The following is a 19,087-nucleotide window of genomic DNA, read 5'->3' as shown; positions in this document are numbered from 1 at the left end:
CTTGATTTCGACTAACCAGTTTAAGAACGGAAACCATATCGAGGTCGAGGGGACCGTTTTTAAGATCCTCGAGTTCCAGCACGTCAAACCCGGAAAGGGCGGTGCGTTCGTCCGCACCAAGCTGCGCCGGGCGGCTGACGGGGCTGTTATCGATAGGACGTTCCGAGCGGGCGAGAAGTTTCGCCCAATCCACACCGAGGCTCGGAAGATGCAGTTCCTGTATGCCGACGGCACGGACGCGCACTTCATGGACGAGGAGACCTTCGAGCAGATCGCGCTCTCGGAGACCAGCGTTCAAGAGCCGCTGAAGTACGTCAAGCCGAACGAGTCCGTCGACATGCTCTACATCGACGGTGAGCCCGCCGACATCCAGCTCGGCGCGAGCGTGGAGCTCGAGGTCACGCACACCGAGCCCGGCGTGCGTGGCGACACCGCGTCCGGCGGCGGCAACAAGCCGGCGACGCTGGAGACCGGCGCGACCGTCAACGTCCCCCTGTTCGTGAACATCGGGGACCGAATCAAGGTCGACACCCGCTCGGGCTCGTACATGTCGCGTGCGTAGGTCGGAGCAGCGCCGCGCGGCGGTCTTCGCCCTTTATCAGCACGACCTGACCAAGCGCCCGCTCGACGACGTGTTCGAGCGGGAGGCCCTCCCGTTCACCCGGGCGCTGGCGCACGCCACGGCGGACTACGCGGAGGAGCTCGACGGACACATCGCCAAGCACGCGAAGAACTGGTCGCTGGACCGGATCGCGCCGCTGGAGAAGGCGATCCTGCGCACGGCGCTGCTCGAGATGCTCCACCCGGACGTCGTCGACGCCGACACGCCGATCCCGGCGGAGGGCGCGATCGACGAGGCCGTGGAGACCGCGAAGGCGTTCTGCGGGGCCGAGGCTCCGGGCTTCGTCAATGGCATTCTCGCCGCCGTCCTGCGCACTAGCATTCCCGACCCGAATGCCTCAGGACAGTCTTGAGCGTCTGATCGAGCGGCTCGAGCACGCGGCGGTGACGCTGCGTTCGGGTGAGCTGCCGACGGATCGCGCGGCCGCGCTCGTCGAGGAGTGCGCGCGCATGGCGGCCGAGGCGGGCTCGGAGCTGGACCGCCAGGTCCGTGCCGCCGACGTCCCGGTCGCTCCTGGCCAGATGGCGCTCGGGTAGTGGGCTTCCCGGACCACCTGCGCGCCGATATCGAGGGCTACCTCGAAGGGCTGCGCTTCAGCGACGAGCGCGACACGGACGGCCTCGAGGAGGCGATGCGCTACAGCCTCCTCGCGGGCGGCAAGCGCATCCGCCCGGTGCTTGCACTGGCGACCGCGCACGCCGTCGGGATGCCGACCGAGGACGTGCTCCCACTCGCCGGTGCGCTCGAGCTCATCCACACCTATTCGCTGATCCATGACGACCTGCCGGCGATGGACGACGACTCGCTTCGTCGCGGCCGGCCGACGTGCCATGTCGTCTACGGCGAGGGGATCGCGATCCTCGCGGGCGACGCGCTGTACGCCGAGGCGATGCGGCTCGTCCTCACGCAGCAGCACGGAGACCCGACCCGCGTGCTCGAGTGCGTCGCCGAGCTGGCGACCGCGTCGGGCGTCCGCGGGATGGTCGGCGGGCAGTACATCGACGTCCAGGGCCTGATCGAGAAGGGCGACGCGGAGCTGCGCCGGCTGCACGAGCTCAAGACCGGCCGACTGATCCGCGCGGCGATCGAATGCCCGATCCTGCTCGCCGACGATGTCACCCGCTCGACTACACTGGCTGACTTCCGTGCGTTCGCGTCAGAGCTCGGGGTCTTGTTCCAGATCGTCGACGACATCCTGGATGTGACGGGCACCGATGTGGCGCTCGGAAAGCCCCAGGGCAGCGACGAGCGCCACGGCAAGGTGACCTACGTGAGCCGGTACGGACTTGACGGGGCCCGGGCCATGGCCGAAGAATCGCATCGCAACGCACGCGCGGCGCTCGATCGGGCGGCTCCCGACACCGCCGACGAGCTGATTCAGATCACCGATTTCATCGCCACCCGGAGTTCATGACCTCACTGCTGTCCCGCATCGACCGCCCCCAGGACCTTCACGCTCTGTCGGAGGACGAGCTGCAGACGGTCGCGCAGGAGGTGCGGGAGCTCCTGATCGACACGGTCGGGGAGATCGGTGGCCACTTCGGCGCCAACTTGGGCACGTGTGAGATCGCGGTCGCGGTCCACTCGCTGCTGGACTCGCCGAAGGACAAGGTGCTGTGGGACGTCGGCCATCAGGCCTACCCGCACAAGATCCTCACCGGCCGTCGCGACCGGCTCGCGACCATCCGCCAGTACGGCGGCCTCGCCCCGTTCTGCGCGCGCTTCGAGTCCGAGCACGACATCATGGGCGCCGGCCACGCTTCGACCTCGATCGGCTACGCCGTCGGGATCAAGGAAGCGATGCTTCGCGGCGCGACCGAGGACGGCAAGGTCGTCGCGGTCATCGGCGACGGCTCGATGACGGGCGGTGTCGCGTTCGAGGCCGTCTCGCAGGCCGGTGGCCTGGGCACGCCGATGGTCGTCATCTTGAACGACAACGGCATGTCGATCTCGCCCAACGTGGGCGCGCTCTCGCGGTACATGAACCGCGTCCGGCTGGACCCGGGTCTGTGGGAGGCGCGCGAGGGCGTCGAGGAGAAGCTCACGCGGCTGCCGGCGGGCATCGGCGCGGCGTTCGAGCGCCTCGGGCCGCGTTTCAAGGAGTCCGTCAAGGCGTTCTGGGCGCCCGGCCTGTGGTGGGAAGAGCTCGACTGGGCCTACCTCGGCGTGATCGACGGCCACGACGTGCGCGCCATGCGCCGCGCGCTGAAGACCGCCTTCGAGGCCGAGCGGCCCGTCGTCATCCACTGCGCGACCGTCAAGGGCAAGGGCTTCGCGCCCGCCGAGGACGGCGGCCTGGAGGGCATGGAGAAGTGGCATGCCGCCAAGCCGAAGTCGATCTCGCAGCGCCGCCCCGCGCCGTCGCGGCCGTCCTCGACGCCCGCGCCGCCGCAGTACACGACGGTCTTCGGCGAGGCGCTCGTGCGCGAGTGCGAGCGCGACGAGCGCGTGATCGGCATCACCGCGGCGATGAACTCCGGCACCGGCCTCTCGATCCTGCAGAAGGCGATGCCCGACCGCTACTTCGACGTCGGCATCGCCGAGCAGCAGGGCGTGCTGTTCGCGGCCGGCGCGGCGCTGCAGGGCATGCGCCCGGTCGCCGCGATCTACTCGACGTTCCTGCAGCGCGCGTACGACCAGATCGTCCATGACGTCTGCCTCCAGAACCTGCCCGTCACGTTCTGCATGGACCGCGCCGGCCTGGTCGGCGACGACGGCCCGACGCACCACGGCGTGTTCGACATCGCCTACCTGCGCCCGCTGCCGAACATGACGCTCATGGCCCCGCGCGACGAGGCGATGCTCGTCCACATGCTCCACACGGCGCTGAAGATCGACGGCCCGTCCGCCCTGCGCTACCCGCGCGGCGTCGGCGTGGGCGTCGAGCTGCCGGAGTCGCCCGAACTGATCCCGGTCGGCACCGGCGAGATCCTGCGCTCCGGCGAGCGCGTGGCGCTGGTCGGCTACGGCACCGGTGTGCAGAAGGCCCTCGGCGCCGCCGAGCTGCTGGCTGAGCGCGGCCTGGACGTCACGGTCGCCGACGCCCGCTTCTGCAAGCCGCTGGACAAGCTCCTGCTCGCCTCTCTGGCCGAGTCGCACGACCTGCTCGTGACCGTCGAAGAGGGCGTCCTCCAGGGCGGCTTCGGCACCGCGGTCTGGGAGTCCTTCGCCGAGGAGGGCGCCGTCGCGCCCCGCCTCCTGCGCGTCGGCCTGCCCGACGAGTACGTCACCCACGGCGCCCCGGCACTGCTGCACGAGGAAGTCGGCTTCACCGCGGAGGCCATCGCCGCCCGCGTCGAGGCCGCCGTCCTCGACCGCCTCGGCGTCTAGGCCGCCCAGTCGGCACGCAGGCGCAACACGCCCGCGTGCTGGTCGCCCCACGCTGCGCCTGCCCCGCCGCGCCTACGCGCCGCGCCTGCCCGCCCCACCGCGCCGCGCCTGCCGCGCCCGTGCGTGTCCCCGCGGCGCTCCCCGCCGCGCCGTCGCCGTGGCGTTCCGCGCGCCCCGCGTGGGTCACCGCGGCGCGCTCGGGTAGCTCCGCGGCCCCGGGCCTGTCAAGGCGATCGCTGCGCGACGGCTTCGCCGCCCTTCGGGTCGGGCTTGACAGGCCCGGTGCCGCTGCGCTGACGTCCCGATGAGCCGGCTGCGCCGGAAAGCGCCCGCGCACACGGGCCAGCACGCCATTCCCACCCATACGCGAGTCATCCGTCACTTTGGGCCCCTACAGGGCCCCAACTGACGGAGCGCTTCCGTCATCCGTCACTTGACGCCCTCCACGGGCGTTAACTGACGGATCACGCACGAGCGCGCGGTCCGCGCTCGGGCGCAATCCGGCGCAGCCGCTCACCCGCACAAGAGCGCACCGGCCGCGACGGGTCAAGAAATTCCTGGAGCGGCCTCGAGCCCCGAAGCCGCTCGGGCATGAATTTCTTGACGCGACGCCCGACGGTGTGCTCCCCGAGCCACGCAACGCACACCGCGCGCCACCCGAGCTGAACGCCACGCCGCTGACGCGGCCCGCGGCGGTGGCGGCGCGCCTCAGTCCACCGTGATGACTCGGTGCGCGAGCTTCTTCGCGGTCAGGGCCGACGCCGCGGACGCGGACGCGGTCGCCGAGCAGCCGCCGAACCACTTGTCGCGCGCGCCGCGCCACCACTCGCCGGCACCGAGGGCCTCGTCGAGCGGCGAGTTCGCGCAGCGCGAGCGGTGCTTCTTGTTGCCGGCCATGTGGCCGAGCTCATGCAGGAGCACGCTCTCGAGGTCGATTTCGTCGAGCCCCGGGTAGCCCGGGCCTGCGCCCCAGTTCTCGCCGGCGCGGAGCGCCAGGTCCTGCTCGAACACCTGCCCGTTCCGCATGTAGTCCGTCTGGACGCCCAGGGTCCCGCTCGGCACGTCGGCGGAGAACCCGGCCACGCTGCGGCCGTCCTGCACGCCGGCCACGAGCTTCGTCGTCTTCCCGGGCTTGAGGCCCCAGCGCTTCGCGGTGTTGCGCGTCAAAGTCTTGAAGCGGTTCGCGCTCACGGTCGCCGGCAGGTTCGCCGTGGACAGCAGGAAGCCCCGCGAGCCCTTCTTGCCGAACTTGGGGTACAGCGAGCCGCGTCCACGCTCGGTCGCCGGCAACGTCACGGTCAGCTGCTGCACCGGCCCGATCGGCTGGGCGGTGGCGGGCGCGGCGGCGCCCTCGGTGGTGCCCGCACCGGTCGTGCCGTCCGTCGTGACGCTCTCGCCGGTCACGTACGCCTGCCAGAAGTACCGTCCGGGCCGCTGCCGCAGGATCGAGGCGTTCGGGACGCTCCAGACCTGCAGGTCCGCGAGCGCCTGGGTCGCGGGCTGATCCAGCCAGGTGCCCTCGGGCCCGGTCAGCAGGCCGGAGGCGTCCACGTGGTCATTGCCCGACACCCGCACGACGATGCTGCCCTCGGGCGCGTCGGTGCGTACGGCGAACGTCAGCGGCGCACCCCGCGCGATCGACGCGGACGGCGCTTCGTAGTTGAGCTCGTACGCCGAGGCGGAGGCCGGGAATGTGAGCAGGGCGAGACCCACAGCGGCGAGGACGGAACGCATCTCAGTACCCATCGGCCGCCCGCGAGACCGCCTTGAGTACCGTTTGTGCCCGTGCCTCGTGTCCGCCTGGACTCCCTGCTCGCGGAACGCGGCCTGTTCGAATCGCGAACCCGCGCAGCCGCCGCCGTCATCGCCGGTGATGTGCATCTCGGCTCAGGCCGCCGCCGCGCCGAGAAACCGGGCCAGCTCGTGGACCCCGAGGTCGAGATCGAGGTCAGCGGCCCGCCGCCGTTCGTCTCCCGCGGCGGCGTCAAGCTCGCCAACGCCCTCGACACACTCGGCCTGGCCGTCGCCGGCCGCAGCGCCCTCGACGTGGGCGCCTCCACCGGCGGGTTCACCGACTGCCTGCTCCAGCGCGGCACCACGCGCGTCATCGCGCTCGACGTCGCGTACGGCGAACTCGACTGGCGCATCCGCGAGGACGAACGCGTCACGGTGATCGAGCGCACGAACGCCCGCGCCATCACGCCCGACGACCTCCCGTACGCGCCCGACCTCGTCGTCATCGACGTCTCGTTCATCTCGCTGACCAAGGTGCTGCCCGCAGTCCTCGGCACCACCGCGCCGAGGTTCGACTGCCTCGCGATGGTCAAGCCCCAGTTCGAGGTCGGCAAGGAGCGCCTCGGCAAGGGCGGCGTGGTCCGCGACCTCGAACTGCGCCGGGAAGCCGTCCGCACGGTCGCGGCTTCCGTCGAGGTCGCCGTCATGGGCAGCGCGCCCTCTGCCCTCGCCGGCCCCTCCGGGAACAAGGAGACGTTCCTGTGGCTGGCCGAGCCGGGGCGCCCGGGTGCGGTCGAGGAAGTCGACGCCTGGTGACCGCCGCGGTCTTCACCCACCGCCGCCCCGGCGACACCCACGCCGCCGTCGACCTGCTGCTCGAGATCGCCCGCCGGCGGCGCGTGACGCTCCGCCTGACCCACGACGAAGCGGCCAAGCACAAGATCGAGGTCGCCCCCTTCATCGAGATCGTCGACGACCCGGGCGACGACATCGACCTCTGCATCGTCCTCGGCGGTGACGGCACGATCCTCACCGCCCTGCGCCGCTACGCCGGCACCGGCGTCCCGGTCTTCGCCGTCAACTACGGCGAGGTCGGCTTCCTCGCCACGATCGACCCTGACGGCCTCGCGGACGACTTCGAGCGCGCGTTCTCGGGCGAGTACGAGACGATCGAGCTGCCGACGATCTCGGTCGGCCGCCCGGACGGCACCTGGAGCGCCCTCAACGACATCTCCGTGCACCGCAAGGCGGGCCTGCGCGTGGCGGACCTCGCCTACGCACTCGCCGGAGAGGAGATCGGCCGGGTCCGCTGCGACGGCTTGGTCGTCGCCACGCCGCAGGGCTCCACGGGCTACAACCTCGCCAACGGCGGCCCGGTGCTCGCGTGGGGCGTGGAGGGATTCGTCGTCTCGTTCATCGCGCCGCACTCGCTGACGGCCCGCGCGCTCGTCGTCGCCCCCGGCGACGAGCTCACGATCAACAACGCCTCTCGCGAGGAGCCCGTCGAGGTGCACGTGGACGGGCGCCCCACGCTCGAGCTGCAGCCCGGCGAGGACATCCACGTCGCCTTCGGGCTCATGCACGGCACGCTCGCGCAGCTTCCGGGCGCGTCGTTCTACCACCGCCTGCGTGAGCGTTTCGGCCGCCTTGCGCGCTAGCCAGATCAGGACGAATCCCATGGCCGGCAGCATGGCCGAGAAATTGCAACGTGTCTGCGGAGAACTGTGCCGATTCTGCACCAATTCCGGCACAGAACACACGTTCCGTCCAGCGCCGCTGGTACACCCTCAGCGTGCTCCACGAACTCCGCGTCGAGAACCTCCTCCTGATCGAACGGGCCGAGCTGCGCCTCGGTCCGGGGTTGAACGTGCTCACGGGGGAGACGGGCGCGGGCAAGACCGTGCTCGCGCACGCGCTGGATCTGCTGCTCGGCGGCAAGCCCCGCTCGGGCATCGTGCGCCCCGGCGCCGCCGAGGCGTACGTGGAGGGGATCTTCTCGCTGCCTGACGAGTTGCGCGTGCTGCTCGGCGACCGGATCGCCGAGGACGCGGAAGAGCTCGTCCTGGCACGGCGCGTGAGCGCGGAAGGCCGCACGCGCGCGTACCTCGGCGGCCGGAGCGCCACCGCGGCCGACCTGCGCGAAGCGGGGACGGCGCTGCTGTCGTTCTACGGCCAGCACGAGAGCCGCAAGCTGATGCTGCACTCGGCCCAGCTGGAGATCCTGGACGGCTTCGCCGGCGCCGAGCAGGCGGATCGGCGCGACGCTTACCGCGAGACGTACGCGCGTGAGCGGGTCCTCAGCGAGCGCAAGCTGCTGCTGCAGGAGCGCGCGGGTGCGCGCGACCGCGAGCTGGACCTGCTCGAGTGGGAGCTCGGGGAGATCGAACGTGCGGAGCCGACCGCGGACGAGGAGGCGGCGCTCGAGGCCGAGCGCGGCCGCCTGCGGCACGTCGAGGCGCTCCGGGGCGCCGCGGCCATCGGCTCGGGCGCTCTCGGCGGGGACGACGAGGGCGGGGGCGGAGCGGCACTGGCGCTTGCAGCGGCCGCCCAGGCGATGGACGGCGCCGCGGGCGTCGACGACGAGCTGGACGCGCTCGGCGCCCGGGTGCGTGCGCTCGCGATCGAGGCCGAGGACCTGCTGCACGACCTGCACCGCTACGCGGAGGGCGTCGAGGCCGCGCCCGGGCGCCTGGACGAGGTCGAGGAGCGGATGGCGCTGCTCGAGCGCCTCAAGCGCAAGCACGGTGGCACGATCGAGGCGGTGCTCACCTACGCCGAGGAGTGCCGCACGCGGCGCGACGAGCTCGTGGGCGCCGAGGAGGCGATCGAAGAGGTCGAGACCGAGCTCGCGACGGTCCGGGCCGAGCTGGAGAAGCGTGGCCTCGCGCTGAGCGCGGCACGCGAGGCGGCCGGTGTCGCGCTGGCCGAGGCCGTGCGTGAGCGGCTTGGCGCGCTGGCGATGGAGGGTGCGGAGTTCACGGCGTCGCTGTCACCGCGCGCGTACGCGCCCAGTGGCGCGGACGAGGTGGACTTCCTGATCGCCCCGAACCCCGGCGTGCCCGCCGGGCCGCTGCGCGAGATCGCGTCCGGCGGCGAGCTCTCGCGCGTGATGCTCGCGCTGATGGGCGCCGCGGCGGAGGCCGGCCCGGCCACGCTCGTGTTCGACGAGGTGGACGCCGGCATCGGCGGTGTCACCGCGCGCGCCGTGGGTGAGCAGCTGCGTGAGCTGGCGGCCGGCCGTCAGGTGCTCTGCATCACGCACCTGCCGCAGATCGCGTCGCTGGCGGACCGCCACTTCACGATCGTCAAGGACACGTCGGGCGAGACCGCTCGCACGACGGTCACGGAGTTGCGCAAGGCCGAGGTGGTGGGCGAGCTCGTCCGCATGCTCGGTGCCGACAGCGAGGACGTGGCGGCCCGCCGACACGCGAAAGAGCTGCTCAAAGCCGCATGACCTGGTACCCGCCGATCGCCGCTCTATCCTCTCGGAGGCGACATAAGGAGATTTTCTGCAATGCCCGAACCTAGGCCACGAACCCGCTACATCTTTGTCACAGGGGGAGTGGTCTCTTCTCTTGGGAAGGGCATTGCTGCCGCCTCGATCGGTCGGCTGCTCGTCTCGCGCGGGCTGAAGGTCGCGATCCAGAAGTTCGACCCGTACATCAACGTCGACCCCGGCACGATGTCGCCGTTCCAGCACGGCGAGGTCTTCGTCACCGAGGACGGCGCGGAGACGGACCTGGATCTCGGCCACTACGAGCGCTACACCGACGCGAACGCGTCGCGTGCGTCGAACGTCACGGCGGGCGCGATCTACAACTCCGTCATCCGCAAGGAGCGCCGCGGGGACTACCTCGGTGGCACGGTGCAGGTCGTCCCGCACATCACGGACGAGATCAAGCACCGGATCCGGCTGATCGGCGAGACGCAGGACGTCGACGTCGTGATCACGGAGATCGGCGGCACGGTGGGCGACATCGAGTCGCTGCCGTTCCTGGAGGCCATCCGCCAGTTCCCGGTGGACGTCGGGCGGCGCAACACGATGTTCATCCATCTGACGCTGGTGCCGTACATCGGCCACGCGGGTGAGCTCAAGACGAAGCCGACGCAGCACTCGGTCAACGAGCTGCGCCGCATCGGCATCGCGCCGGACATGCTGATCTGCCGTTCCGAGGGCGGGCTGCCTCAGGACGTGCGCAAGAAGATCGCGCTGTTCGCGTCGCTGCCGCCCGAGGCCATCGTCTCCGGCCAGGACGTCGACAACATCTACAAGATCCCGCTCTACTATCGCAACGAGGGCGTGGACTCGTTCGTGCTCGAGCACTTCGGGCTCGAGACGGGGCCGCCGGAGCTGAGCGGTTGGGAGCGGCTGGTCAGCCAGGCCACCGTGGCCCAGGGCAGCCCGCCGGTCAAGATCGCGCTCGTCGGCAAGTACGTGGCGCTCGAGGATGCCTACCTGTCGGTGGTCGAGGCGTTGCGCCACTCGGGCTTCCAGCTCGGGCGGGGCATCGACATCGACTGGGTGGACTCGGAGACGCTGGACGACGGTGAGGTGCGCGCGCGGCTCGCGAACGCCGACGGCATCCTCATCCCGGGCGGCTTCGGCGTGCGCGGGATCGAGGGCAAGATCACGGCGGCGCGGATCGCCCGCGAGCAGAAGATCCCGTTCCTGGGCATCTGCCTGGGCATGCAGATGGCGGTCGCCGACTTCGCGCGCCACGTCGTCGGCATGGACGGAGCGAACTCGACGGAGTTCGACCCGGAGACCCCGTACCCCGTGATCGACCTGCTGCCCGAGCAGAAGGAAGTCTCGGACATGGGCGGCACGATGCGCCTGGGCGCCGACCCGATCAAGCTGCACGAGGGCACTCGGGCGCGCCAGATCTACGGCGAGGCCGTGATCTACGAGCGCCACCGCCATCGCTACGAGGTCAACAACTTCCTGCGCAAGCGCATCGAGGCCGCGGGCCTCGTGTGCTCGGGCACGTCGCCGGACGAGCGTCTGGTCGAGATCATCGAGATCCCCGACCACCCGTTCTACGTGGCGTCGCAGTACCACCCGGAGTTCAAGTCGCGTCCGGAACGCCCGGCGCCGCTGTTCCGGGACTTCGTCGCGGCGGCACTCGGCCGGGCGGAGGAGCTGCGCCCGCACGAGCTCGCCGCCGAGGAGCCGGCCGCCGCGCGGTGAGGCCGGCGAGCGAGGCCGAGAAGGCTCGCCTCAACGAGACGTTCGTAGACCTGTGCCGCATCCTCTCCCCGTCGGGGGAGGAGGCGGCCTGCGCCGAGCACGTCGAGCGGGCGCTGCGCGGCATGGGACTGCAGGTCGAGCGTGACGCGGCAGGCAACCTGCTGGCGCGCCTACGCGGCCGCGGCGAGCGGACGGTCCTGCTGTGCGCCCACCTGGACACGGTGCCGGCGCGCGCGCCGGTCGAGCCGGTGCTCGAAGACGGAGCCTGGGAGAACGCGAACGACGGCATCCTCGGCGCCGACAACAAGGCGGCCGTGGCGATGCTGGTCGAGCTCGCGCGGCGCTGCAGCGTCGAGGGCTCGCCCGTCGGCGTCGAGCTGCTGTTCACCGTGCAGGAGGAGATCGGGCTGCTCGGCGCGCAGGCGTTCGACAAGACGCAGCTCGAGGCCGACTTCGGCTACGTGTTCGACCATGCGACCGCGATCGGCGAGATCGTCACGGCTTCGCCGACGCTGTACCGGATCGAGGCCGAGTTCCTCGGCAAGTCCGCGCACGCGGGCATCCGCCCGGAGAGCGGGCACTCGGCGATCCTGGCGGCCGCCCACGCCGCGGCGCGCATGCCGCACGGGCGCATCGATGCCGAGACGACCGCCAACCTCGGCTACTTCCACGGCGGCGTCGAGTCCACCAACGTGGTCCCAGAGCGCGCCCGGTTGCTCGCCGAGGTGCGCTCGGTCGACCCGGACAAGGCCGAGGAGGTCCTGGCGGGCATCATCGACGCGCTCCACGACGGCGCGAGCCACGGTGACTGCGACGTGGACGTGATCACGTCCAAGCAGGTCATCGGCTACCGCCAGAAGCCGTCCGCGCCGGCAGTCGTCGCCGCCGAGGCCGCGTTGCGCGCCCACGGGTACGAGCCTAAGCGGATCGCCACCGGCGGCGCCTCGGACGCGAACGTCTTCGAGGCTGCGGGCATTCCCTGCGTGAACGTCGCCAACGGCACCGAGCACAACCACGAGCCGACCGAGCGGGTCACGCAGTACGCGCTCGAGGCCATGCTGGACATCGGACTGACGCTGCTCGAGGAGGCGGCCACCGCATGAGCTCAAACTTCGAGCGAATCGCCACCGAGAAGATCTTCGAGGGCAAGTTCTTCGACGTCGAACGCGGCACGTTCCGCCACGAGGACGGGAGCGAGGTCAAGCGCGAGAACGTCACGCACCCCGGTGCGGTGGGCGTGGTCGTGCTCGACGGCGACCAGCTGTGGTTCGTCCGCCAGCCGCGCGAGGCGGTCGGCATCCCGGACCTGCTGGAGATCGTCGCCGGCAAGCTCGACGTCGAAGGTGAGGACCCGCTGGAGTCCGCCAAGCGCGAGCTCGCGGAAGAGATCGGCAAGCAGGCGTCGGAGTGGGCGTCGCTCGGCTCGTTCTTCACCACGCCCGGCTTCACGAACGAGGAGATCCACCTCTTCCTCGCGCAGGGGATCAGCGACGTGGACGAGCGCCCGGAGGTCGAGGAGGACGAGCGCATCGACGTCGAGATCCGCCCGCTGAGCGACCTGGACGACGTGCTGGCCACGAACAAGGACTCCAAGACGCTCATCGCGCTCTTCCGTCTCAGGGACCGCCTGGGACGCTGATTGCAGCGGGAGGGGTCGCCGACGACGCCCCGAAACCGGGAGCGATGGCCGTCGCCGACGCTCCCCTTGCCACGCCTACCGACACGCAACCGTTCGAGCACCTGGTGCTCGACTTCCTCGCCTACCTCGAGTTCGAGCGCGGGCTCTCGCGCAACACGCTCGAGGCCTACCGTTCCGACCTGCTGCAGTTCGGCGTCTACCTGCACGGGCGCGACGCGCTGATCGTCACCCACTCGGACCTGGCGGGCTTTGTGTCCAGCCTCGCCGCCGGGGATGGCGAGAAGCCGCCCGTCGCGCCGGCCACGCTGCAGCGCAAGGTCGCCTGCCTGCGCTCGTTCTACCGGCACCTGCGTCGCCAGAGCCTGATCGAGGCCGACCCGACCGCGAACCTTCGCGCGCCCAAGCAGAGTCGCCGGCTCCCGCACGTGCTCAGCCGCGACGAGGTCGCCAAGCTGCTCGAGCAGCCCCGCGGTACCGAGCCGCCCGCGCTGCGCGACCGCGCGCTGCTGGAGCTGATGTACGCGTGCGGCCTGCGCGCGTCGGAGGCGATCGACCTGGATATGCAGGACCTCGACCTCGAGATCGGCATCCTGCGCGCCCGCGGCAAGGGCTCCAAGGAGCGGATCGTGCCCGTCGGCTCCGCGGCCACGCGCGCGGTCAACGCGTACCTGGGCAAGGGGCGCGGACGGCTCGTCGGCGACCGGCTCGAGTCGCGGCTGTTCGTCAACCACCGCGGCAGCGGCCTCACCCGCCAAGGGCTCTACAAGATCGTCCAGCGGCACGCGGCCACGGCCGGGCTCGCGGACAAGATGAGCCCGCACACGCTGCGTCACACGTTCGCGACGCACCTGCTCGCGGGCGGCTGCGACCTGCGCAGCCTGCAGGAGATGCTCGGGCACGCCGACATCGCCACCACGCAGCTCTACACGCACCTCTCCGCGGACCGCCTGAAGGACGTCTACTTCGACGCCCACCCGCGGGCCAAGATGCGCTGACTGGCAAACTGCTGCCCGTGAACAAACGGGCCTTCGTCATCGTGATCGACGCGTGCGGCGCCGGGGCGCTCCCCGACGCCGGGGACTACGGCGACGAGGGGACGAACACCCTCCAGCACCTCTCGGAGGCCGCCGGAGGCCTCGACCTGCCGGCCCTGCAGGGGCTCGGTCTCGGTGACATCCTGCCGCTCGTCGGCGTGACCCCGTCACCGAACCCCGTGCTCCACGGCCGCCTGCACCCGCTCGGGCCGGGCAAGGACACGATCACCGGTCACTGGGAGCTGATGGGCGTCGTCACCCCGAAGCCGCTGCGCACCTACCCGGACGGCTTCCCGCCGGAGATCATCGACCAGATCCGTGACGCGACCGGGCGTGGGGTGCTCTGCAACCGGCCCTACAGCGGGACGGGCGTGATCGAGGACTTCGGCGAGCGCCACCTCGCCAGCGGTGACCTGATCGTCTACACGTCCGCGGACTCGGTCCTGCAGATCGCGGCGCACGTGGACGAGGTCCCACCCGCCGAGCTGTACGCGGCTTGCGCGGCGGCGCGCGAGATCATGACCGGCGAGCACGCCGTCGGCCGGGTGATCGCGCGGCCGTTCCGGGGCGAGCCCGGCGCCTTCGAGCGCACGGACGGCCGCAAGGACCTCGCGCTCCCGCCGCCCGGTCGGTCCTACATGCAGGAGCTCCAGTCCGCGGGGCAGACGGTGCACACCGTCGGGAAGATCGGGCAGGTGTTCGACAGCGTCGGCGTCGACGTCCAGCACAAGGGCGCGACCAACGCCGCGGCGATGACGGTGACGGCCGAGCTGATCGACACGCTCGACGGTGGGTTCGTGTTCACCAACCTCGTCGAGACCGACCAGGTCTATGGCCACCGCAACGACGTGCCCGGCTATCACCGCGCGCTGCAGGCGATCGACGCCGAGGTCGGGGCGTGGCTGCCGCGGCTGGACCCGGAGCGTGACCTGCTGATCATCACCGCCGACCACGGGTGCGATCCCACGACCCCCGGGACCGACCACACCCGCGAGCACGTGCCGCTGCTCGCCCGCTTCACCAGGAACGGCGGCAAGCGCCACGATGGTCCGTTTGCTGACGTCGGCGCATCGGTGCTGAAGTGGCTGACGGGCCGGGACGCGCCGCTTCCGGGCACCCCGTTCGTCTAAACCACCGAACTCGCGTCCGTTGTCGCGTCTGAACTCGCGAAGACTCGGGAACTCACTCACCGTGCGTTCACTGCTTGACACTTCGCGCTTGGCGGCAGTGGCCGCCACGACGCTCCTGATCGCGGCCTGCGGAGGCGACGGCGAGACCGCCTCCATGCAGCCGGCCAAGCAGACGTCGAACAAGGCGTCCGGCGAGAACAAGCGCAAGCCCGCCGCCGCCAAGCCGCCCAGCGACTCCGAGCTGCTCAACAAGATGCTCACGGAGCGCGCCTACGCGATCCACACGGGCGACGAGGCCGCGTTCCTGAAGACGTCGACCGGCGCGCAGGTCGCCAAGGACAAGCGCGCGATCTCGGCGGCGAAGCTGCTGCCGCTCAACGACGTCAAGATCGAGGCCGGCGGCACCGAGATCGACGGGGACAAGGGCACGCTGCGCGTCCACATGGCCTACCGGTTCGACGGCGTCGGCGAGTGGTACTGGAAGACCTCCCGCATGTCGGTCGAGAAGACCGAAGACGGCTGGAAGGTCGCGAAGGACCGCCCGTCGTCGGGCACGCTCGCGCCCTGGGAGCACACGCGCTACAAGGCGCGGACGAGCAAGCACTTCCTCGCGCTCGCGCCGGCGACCATGAAGGTCGGCAAGCTGATGCGCGACCTCGAGAAGGGCCGCACCACCATGCGCCGCGGCCTGAAGGGCGTCAAGCTGCCCGACCGCGTGCTGGTGATCGTCAACCGCAACAGCAACGACACGAAGGCGCTGACGAAGGACTACAAGACGCTGAGCGCGGTGGTCGCGATCGCCGAGGCGCAGGTGTCGACCGACGGTCCGGCCCGCAAGGTCTCCGAGGTCAGCGGCAACCGCGTGTTCGTGCTCTGGCGCTCGTACGGCAACCGTCCGCCGAAGGCCCGTCAGCGCGTGATCGCCCATGAGCTCGCCCACGTCGCGCTCGTCAAGCGCACCGGCGGCCGGGTCCCGGTGTGGCTGTCCGAGGGCACCGCGATGTACGCCTCAGGTGACACGAACCGTGCGTCGGACGCGGGCGCGTTGCTCAGCGGCGGCGTGCTGCGGGACTCGTCCAAGCAGAAGCCGGCCGAGCGGGCGCTGTCCCTGTCGCGGCTCGCCAAGCCCAACTCGATGAACCGCATGTCCTCGATCTCGATCTCGTTCGCGTACTCGTACTCGGCGGCGGCGGCCTACGCGATCGCCAACAAGTACGGGCAGGGCGCGCTGCTGCGCCTGCACGCGGCGTTCAACAACGAGAAGATCAAGGGCAAGCCGGGGCGCGCGCTGACCAACAAGGTCTTCAAGAAGGTGCTCAAGAAGTCGCTGAGCCAGGTGGAGGCCGAGGTCGAGGCCTACGCCCGCACCAAGAGCCCGTTCTAGTCTGCTCGGGCGATATGCCCGAGCTCCCCGAAGTCGAGACGATCCGCGGCCATCTGGCGCCCCACGTGGAAGGGCGCGTGCTGGAGACGGTGGAGGTGCTCGACGAGCGCTGGTCGCGGCCGCTCGCTCCCGCTGAGCTGGAGGCCGCGGTCCAGGGCCGGCGCGTGGAGAAGCTCGGCCGGCGCGGCAAGTACCTGGTGTGGGAGCTCGAGGACGACGTCTTCCTGCTCATGCACCTGCGGATGACCGGGACGTTGCTGCTGAATCCCGAGCCGCTCTCGCGACACCCGCGCGTGCGGTTCGAGCTCGGCGACCAGGTGCTGGTCTTCGACGATCCGCGGCGATTCGGCACCGGCGAGCTCGCGCTCGGCCCGGAGGCGCTGGCGGCGTTCTTCGACGCCCGGCTCGGGGTGGAGCCGCTGGAGCGCCTGTTCACGGCGGACCATCTGCACGCGCTGGCGAAGACGTCGCGCGCGCCGGTGAAGGCGTTCCTGCTCGACCAGAAGCGCGTGGCCGGTGTCGGGAACATCTACGCCGACGAGGCGTTGTTCCGCGCGCGGGTGCATCCGCTGCGGCCGGCGAACACGCTCACCCGCGCCCAGTGCGCGGCGATCCGCGACGGCGTCGTGGAAGCTCTGATGCTGGGGCTCGAGTCCAAGGGCGCCACGATCGACGACTTCCGCGACCCGTACGGCGTCAGCGGGACCTTCCAGGACAAGATGCTCGTGCACACCCGTGAGGGCGAGCCGTGCCCGAACTGCGGGAGCACGGTGCGCAAGCTGCGGGTGGCGGGGCGCGGGACCTACGTGTGCGAGCGCTGCCAGCGCCGCCCGCGGGTCAAATAGTCCGCAGGTACTCGGGGCCTTCGGCGGTCTCGACGATCGCGAAGCCGAACGACTCGGGCTCGATGTCGTCGCGGCGACCGAACGTGCGCACGGCGTCGCGGAGCGTGGGCGGCGCGCCCGCGGCCACCACGTCGAACACCTCGCCCGGCTCCTCGCCGAGGCGGCGCGCGCAGTGGTGGTACGGCGCGAGCGTGAGCATCAGCTCGCGCGGGTCACGCAGGTACTCGTCCTCGCCGTCGAGCAGCCGGTTGAGCAGCTCGACGGTCAGCGCGCCGGGGTTGCCGGAACGCAGGACGCGGGTGGGCCCGGCAAGCCGTTTCAAGCGGTGGGGACGAACTCCGACAGCTTGCCGGCCTTGTCGAAGGCGACGAGCTCCTGATAGCCGCCGATCGACGCGCCGTCGATTACGACCTGGGGGAACGTCATCATGCCCGTCAGACGCACGAGCTCCGCACGACCCTCGGGGTCCTTGGCGAGGTTGATCTCCTCATAGGGGACGCCGCGCTTGGCCAGGAGGGCCTTCGCGACGCGGCAGTAGCCGCAGGGCTCGGTCGTGTAGACGGTGATCTGGCTCATGGCTTCAGAAAGTATAGTGCGATAACCGGATCGGTAAAAACCGAAGGAATCGTCCTCCGCTCGATCCGTTTCGGCGAAGCGGACCGCATCCTCCACCTGTATACCCCGGAGCGGGGTCGAGTGAGCGTGATCGCGAAAGGTGTGCGCAAGGCGAAGTCCCGCTTCGGTGGTCGCTTGGAGCCGTACTTCCGCCTGGACCTCGTGCTCTATCAGGGCCGGAGCGACCTGATGACGATCACCTCGGTGGAGACGATCGCCGCCCATCACCGGCTGCGCGAGGCGCTCGCCCCGCTGGACGGCGCGGCCCGCGCCTGCGAGGCCGTGGCACGGATCTTCGACGACGGCGAGCCGAACCCCGGCGTCTACCACCTGCTCGCGAACGAGCTCACGCTGCTCGACCGCGAGCCGGCGCGCGCGGGCCGCGCGAACTCGCTCGCGTTCCGGCTGAAGCTGCTCCTGGCCGCGGGCTTCGCACCGCACCTGGCGGGCTGCGCGTCGTGCGGGGAGAACGAGCACCTCGTCGGGTTCTCCGGCGCGGCCGGCGGCGTGGTCTGCGGTGCCTGCGAGGCGAGCTCGTTCCCGCTCGACGAGGAGGCGCACGCGTTCATGGTCGCCGCGCTCGGGCGGCCACTGGCCGAGACGCCGGACGCGCCACCGCTCGCGCTCGCCCAGGCCGAGCGGGCGATCACCGACACCCTGGAACACCACGCGCACCTGCGCCTACGGCCGGTGGGCGCGCGTTAGCCGAGCGCCGCGACGAGCCGGCGTGCGGCGGGTGACGGACGTCCCACGGGCCAGAGCACGAACAGCGGGAGCGTGAAGCCGCCTTCGATCGGCAGGCAGACGACGCCCGGTGGGATCGCGGTGCCCTCGGGCATCAAGTAGGCGGCGTGCTCGGCGACGAGCTCGGTCAGGATCACACCCGTCCCGGTGATGCGCGCCTCGACGGGCACGGCACCCGGCACGCGCGCGAGCAGCAGGTCGGTGAAAGGCGTCCCCGGCGGGCTGGGAACGAGCAGGCGCTCGCCGGCGAGGTCGGCCAGGGCGACCGCCTCCTGCGCGGCGAGCCGGTGCGTGGCGGGCAGGCAGCAGACCATCGTCGACGGGCGCAGCTCCTGCGTGCTGATGGTGTCGTCTTCGAGCCCGCGCGCCCGGGTGAGCGCGATGTCGATGTCTCCGGCGCGCAGCAGCGTGCGCAGCTGCCCGGGGCGGACCTCGTGGAAGGCTACGGCGACCCGGGCGGAGTCCGCGCGCAGGGTGCGGGCGGCGTCGGTCCGGTCCGTGAGGCCGATGGCCGGCGAGACCCCGATCCGGATCGTCCCCGACAAGCCCGCTTCGATGTCCCGCACTTCCGCGAAGGCGACTTCGGCCCGCGCCAGCAGATCGCGGGCCGACGCGAGCAGCGTGGCGCCCGCGGGTGTGAGCCGCATCTCGCGCGTGGTCCGCTCCAGCAGCACGACCCCCAGCTCCTCCTCGAGCGCCCGCACGGCCTTCGACGCCGCCTGCTGGCTGAGTCCGAGCTCCTCGGCCGCCCGCGTGAAGCTCAGCGCCTCCGCGACCGCCGCGAACGTGCGCAGCTGGGCCAGCTCAGGCATTCACCACCGC

Annotated in this window: 20 protein-coding genes; 16 read left to right on the top strand and 4 right to left on the bottom strand. The window is 71.0% G+C overall.

Translation table 11 applies throughout. From position 1 onward, the window contains the following. Window position 1: 1 nt before the first annotated feature. Genes efp through dxs form a run of 5 tightly spaced genes read left to right on the top strand, consistent with a single transcriptional unit; the run spans window position 2 to window position 3,952 of the window. Window positions 2–562, top strand: a complete 561-nt coding sequence (gene efp, locus OJ997_RS13950; RefSeq protein ID WP_270025723.1) for an elongation factor P — start codon at window positions 2–4, stop codon at window positions 560–562. Then, complete coding sequence (nusB, locus tag OJ997_RS13945) at window positions 555–974, top strand: transcription antitermination protein NusB (RefSeq protein WP_270025722.1); 420 nt, start codon at window positions 555–557, stop codon at window positions 972–974. Before efp ends, nusB begins: the two co-directional genes overlap by 8 nt. Further along, complete coding sequence (locus OJ997_RS13940; RefSeq protein WP_270025721.1) at window positions 955–1,158, top strand: hypothetical protein; 204 nt, start codon at window positions 955–957, stop codon at window positions 1,156–1,158. The genes nusB and OJ997_RS13940 overlap by 20 nt, the downstream gene beginning before the upstream one ends. Then, window positions 1,158–2,036, top strand: a complete 879-nt coding sequence (locus OJ997_RS13935; RefSeq protein ID WP_270025720.1) for a polyprenyl synthetase family protein — start codon at window positions 1,158–1,160, stop codon at window positions 2,034–2,036. Before OJ997_RS13940 ends, OJ997_RS13935 begins: the two co-directional genes overlap by 1 nt. After that, window positions 2,033–3,952, top strand: a complete 1,920-nt coding sequence (dxs, locus tag OJ997_RS13930) for a 1-deoxy-D-xylulose-5-phosphate synthase (protein ID WP_270025719.1) — start codon at window positions 2,033–2,035, stop codon at window positions 3,950–3,952. Before OJ997_RS13935 ends, dxs begins: the two co-directional genes overlap by 4 nt. A 708-nt stretch (window positions 3,953–4,660) precedes the next feature. Here the strand turns inward: dxs and OJ997_RS13925 are convergent. Then, entirely contained in the window at window positions 4,661–5,686 is a 1,026-nt protein-coding gene (locus OJ997_RS13925) for a hypothetical protein (protein WP_270025718.1), read from the bottom strand. A 51-nt stretch (window positions 5,687–5,737) separates the two neighbouring features. Between OJ997_RS13925 and OJ997_RS13920 the strand changes: the two genes are divergently transcribed. The 10 genes from OJ997_RS13920 (at window position 5,738) to mutM (ending at window position 16,906) form a co-directional block, all read left to right on the top strand. Continuing rightward, a complete protein-coding gene (locus OJ997_RS13920) occupies window positions 5,738–6,502 on the top strand; it encodes a TlyA family RNA methyltransferase (RefSeq protein ID WP_270025717.1) in 765 nt (254 codons plus the stop codon). Then, window positions 6,499–7,344 (top strand): NAD(+)/NADH kinase, encoded by an 846-nt coding sequence (locus OJ997_RS13915; protein ID WP_270025716.1) that lies wholly within the window; start codon window positions 6,499–6,501, stop codon window positions 7,342–7,344. The genes OJ997_RS13920 and OJ997_RS13915 overlap by 4 nt, the downstream gene beginning before the upstream one ends. A 134-nt stretch (window positions 7,345–7,478) precedes the next feature. Beyond that, window positions 7,479–9,140, top strand: a complete 1,662-nt coding sequence (recN, locus tag OJ997_RS13910) for a DNA repair protein RecN (protein ID WP_270025715.1) — start codon at window positions 7,479–7,481, stop codon at window positions 9,138–9,140. A 60-nt stretch (window positions 9,141–9,200) separates the two neighbouring features. Beyond that, the gene (pyrG, locus tag OJ997_RS13905) at window positions 9,201–10,874 is read left to right on the top strand and encodes a CTP synthase (RefSeq protein WP_270025714.1); all 1,674 of its coding nucleotides are present in this window, start codon (window positions 9,201–9,203) and stop codon (window positions 10,872–10,874) included. After that, a complete protein-coding gene (locus tag OJ997_RS13900) occupies window positions 10,871–11,977 on the top strand; it encodes a M20/M25/M40 family metallo-hydrolase (protein WP_270025713.1) in 1,107 nt (368 codons plus the stop codon). Before pyrG ends, OJ997_RS13900 begins: the two co-directional genes overlap by 4 nt. Beyond that, a complete protein-coding gene (locus OJ997_RS13895) occupies window positions 11,974–12,513 on the top strand; it encodes an NUDIX hydrolase (protein WP_270025712.1) in 540 nt (179 codons plus the stop codon). Before OJ997_RS13900 ends, OJ997_RS13895 begins: the two co-directional genes overlap by 4 nt. Window positions 12,514–12,557: 44 nt before the next feature. Beyond that, window positions 12,558–13,508 carry a site-specific tyrosine recombinase XerD gene (gene xerD, locus OJ997_RS13890; protein ID WP_270025711.1) on the top strand — a complete coding sequence of 317 codons (951 nt, stop codon included), beginning with the start codon at window positions 12,558–12,560 and terminating at the stop codon, window positions 13,506–13,508. A 17-nt stretch (window positions 13,509–13,525) separates the two neighbouring features. Then, window positions 13,526–14,677, top strand: coding sequence for a phosphopentomutase (locus OJ997_RS13885; protein WP_270025710.1), 1,152 nt, complete (start codon window positions 13,526–13,528; stop codon window positions 14,675–14,677). An 88-nt stretch (window positions 14,678–14,765) separates the two neighbouring features. Beyond that, window positions 14,766–16,061, top strand: a complete 1,296-nt coding sequence (locus OJ997_RS13880; RefSeq protein ID WP_270025709.1) for a gluzincin family metallopeptidase — start codon at window positions 14,766–14,768, stop codon at window positions 16,059–16,061. Between the two features lie 14 nt (window positions 16,062–16,075). Continuing rightward, window positions 16,076–16,906 (top strand): bifunctional DNA-formamidopyrimidine glycosylase/DNA-(apurinic or apyrimidinic site) lyase, encoded by an 831-nt coding sequence (gene mutM / locus OJ997_RS13875; protein WP_270025708.1) that lies wholly within the window; start codon window positions 16,076–16,078, stop codon window positions 16,904–16,906. On the opposite strand, the gene OJ997_RS13870 is transcribed toward mutM, so the two are convergent. Both OJ997_RS13870 and OJ997_RS13865 read right to left on the bottom strand, forming a co-directional pair. After that, entirely contained in the window at window positions 16,899–17,228 is a 330-nt protein-coding gene (locus tag OJ997_RS13870) for a hypothetical protein (protein WP_270025707.1), read from the bottom strand. The two genes, mutM and OJ997_RS13870, sit on opposite strands and share 8 nt — an antisense overlap. After that, on the bottom strand, window positions 17,225–17,482 hold the full coding sequence (locus tag OJ997_RS13865; RefSeq protein WP_270025706.1) for a glutaredoxin domain-containing protein: 258 nt from the start codon (window positions 17,480–17,482) through the stop codon (window positions 17,225–17,227). Before OJ997_RS13865 ends, OJ997_RS13870 begins: the two co-directional genes overlap by 4 nt. Between OJ997_RS13865 and recO the strand changes: the two genes are divergently transcribed. After that, window positions 17,396–18,226, top strand: a complete 831-nt coding sequence (gene recO, locus OJ997_RS13860; protein ID WP_308213573.1) for a DNA repair protein RecO — start codon at window positions 17,396–17,398, stop codon at window positions 18,224–18,226. The two genes, OJ997_RS13865 and recO, sit on opposite strands and share 87 nt — an antisense overlap. On the opposite strand, the gene OJ997_RS13855 is transcribed toward recO, so the two are convergent. Continuing rightward, window positions 18,223–19,077 carry a LysR family transcriptional regulator gene (locus tag OJ997_RS13855; protein WP_270025705.1) on the bottom strand — a complete coding sequence of 285 codons (855 nt, stop codon included), beginning with the start codon at window positions 19,075–19,077 and terminating at the stop codon, window positions 18,223–18,225. The two genes, recO and OJ997_RS13855, sit on opposite strands and share 4 nt — an antisense overlap. Between the last annotated feature and the right edge of the window lie 10 nt (window positions 19,078–19,087).

Origin of the sequence: Solirubrobacter phytolaccae (genome assembly GCF_027587195.1) — a bacterium.
GTDB lineage: Bacteria > Actinomycetota > Thermoleophilia > Solirubrobacterales > Solirubrobacteraceae > Solirubrobacter > Solirubrobacter phytolaccae.
This window is presented reverse-complemented; position numbering and strand designations above follow the sequence as displayed.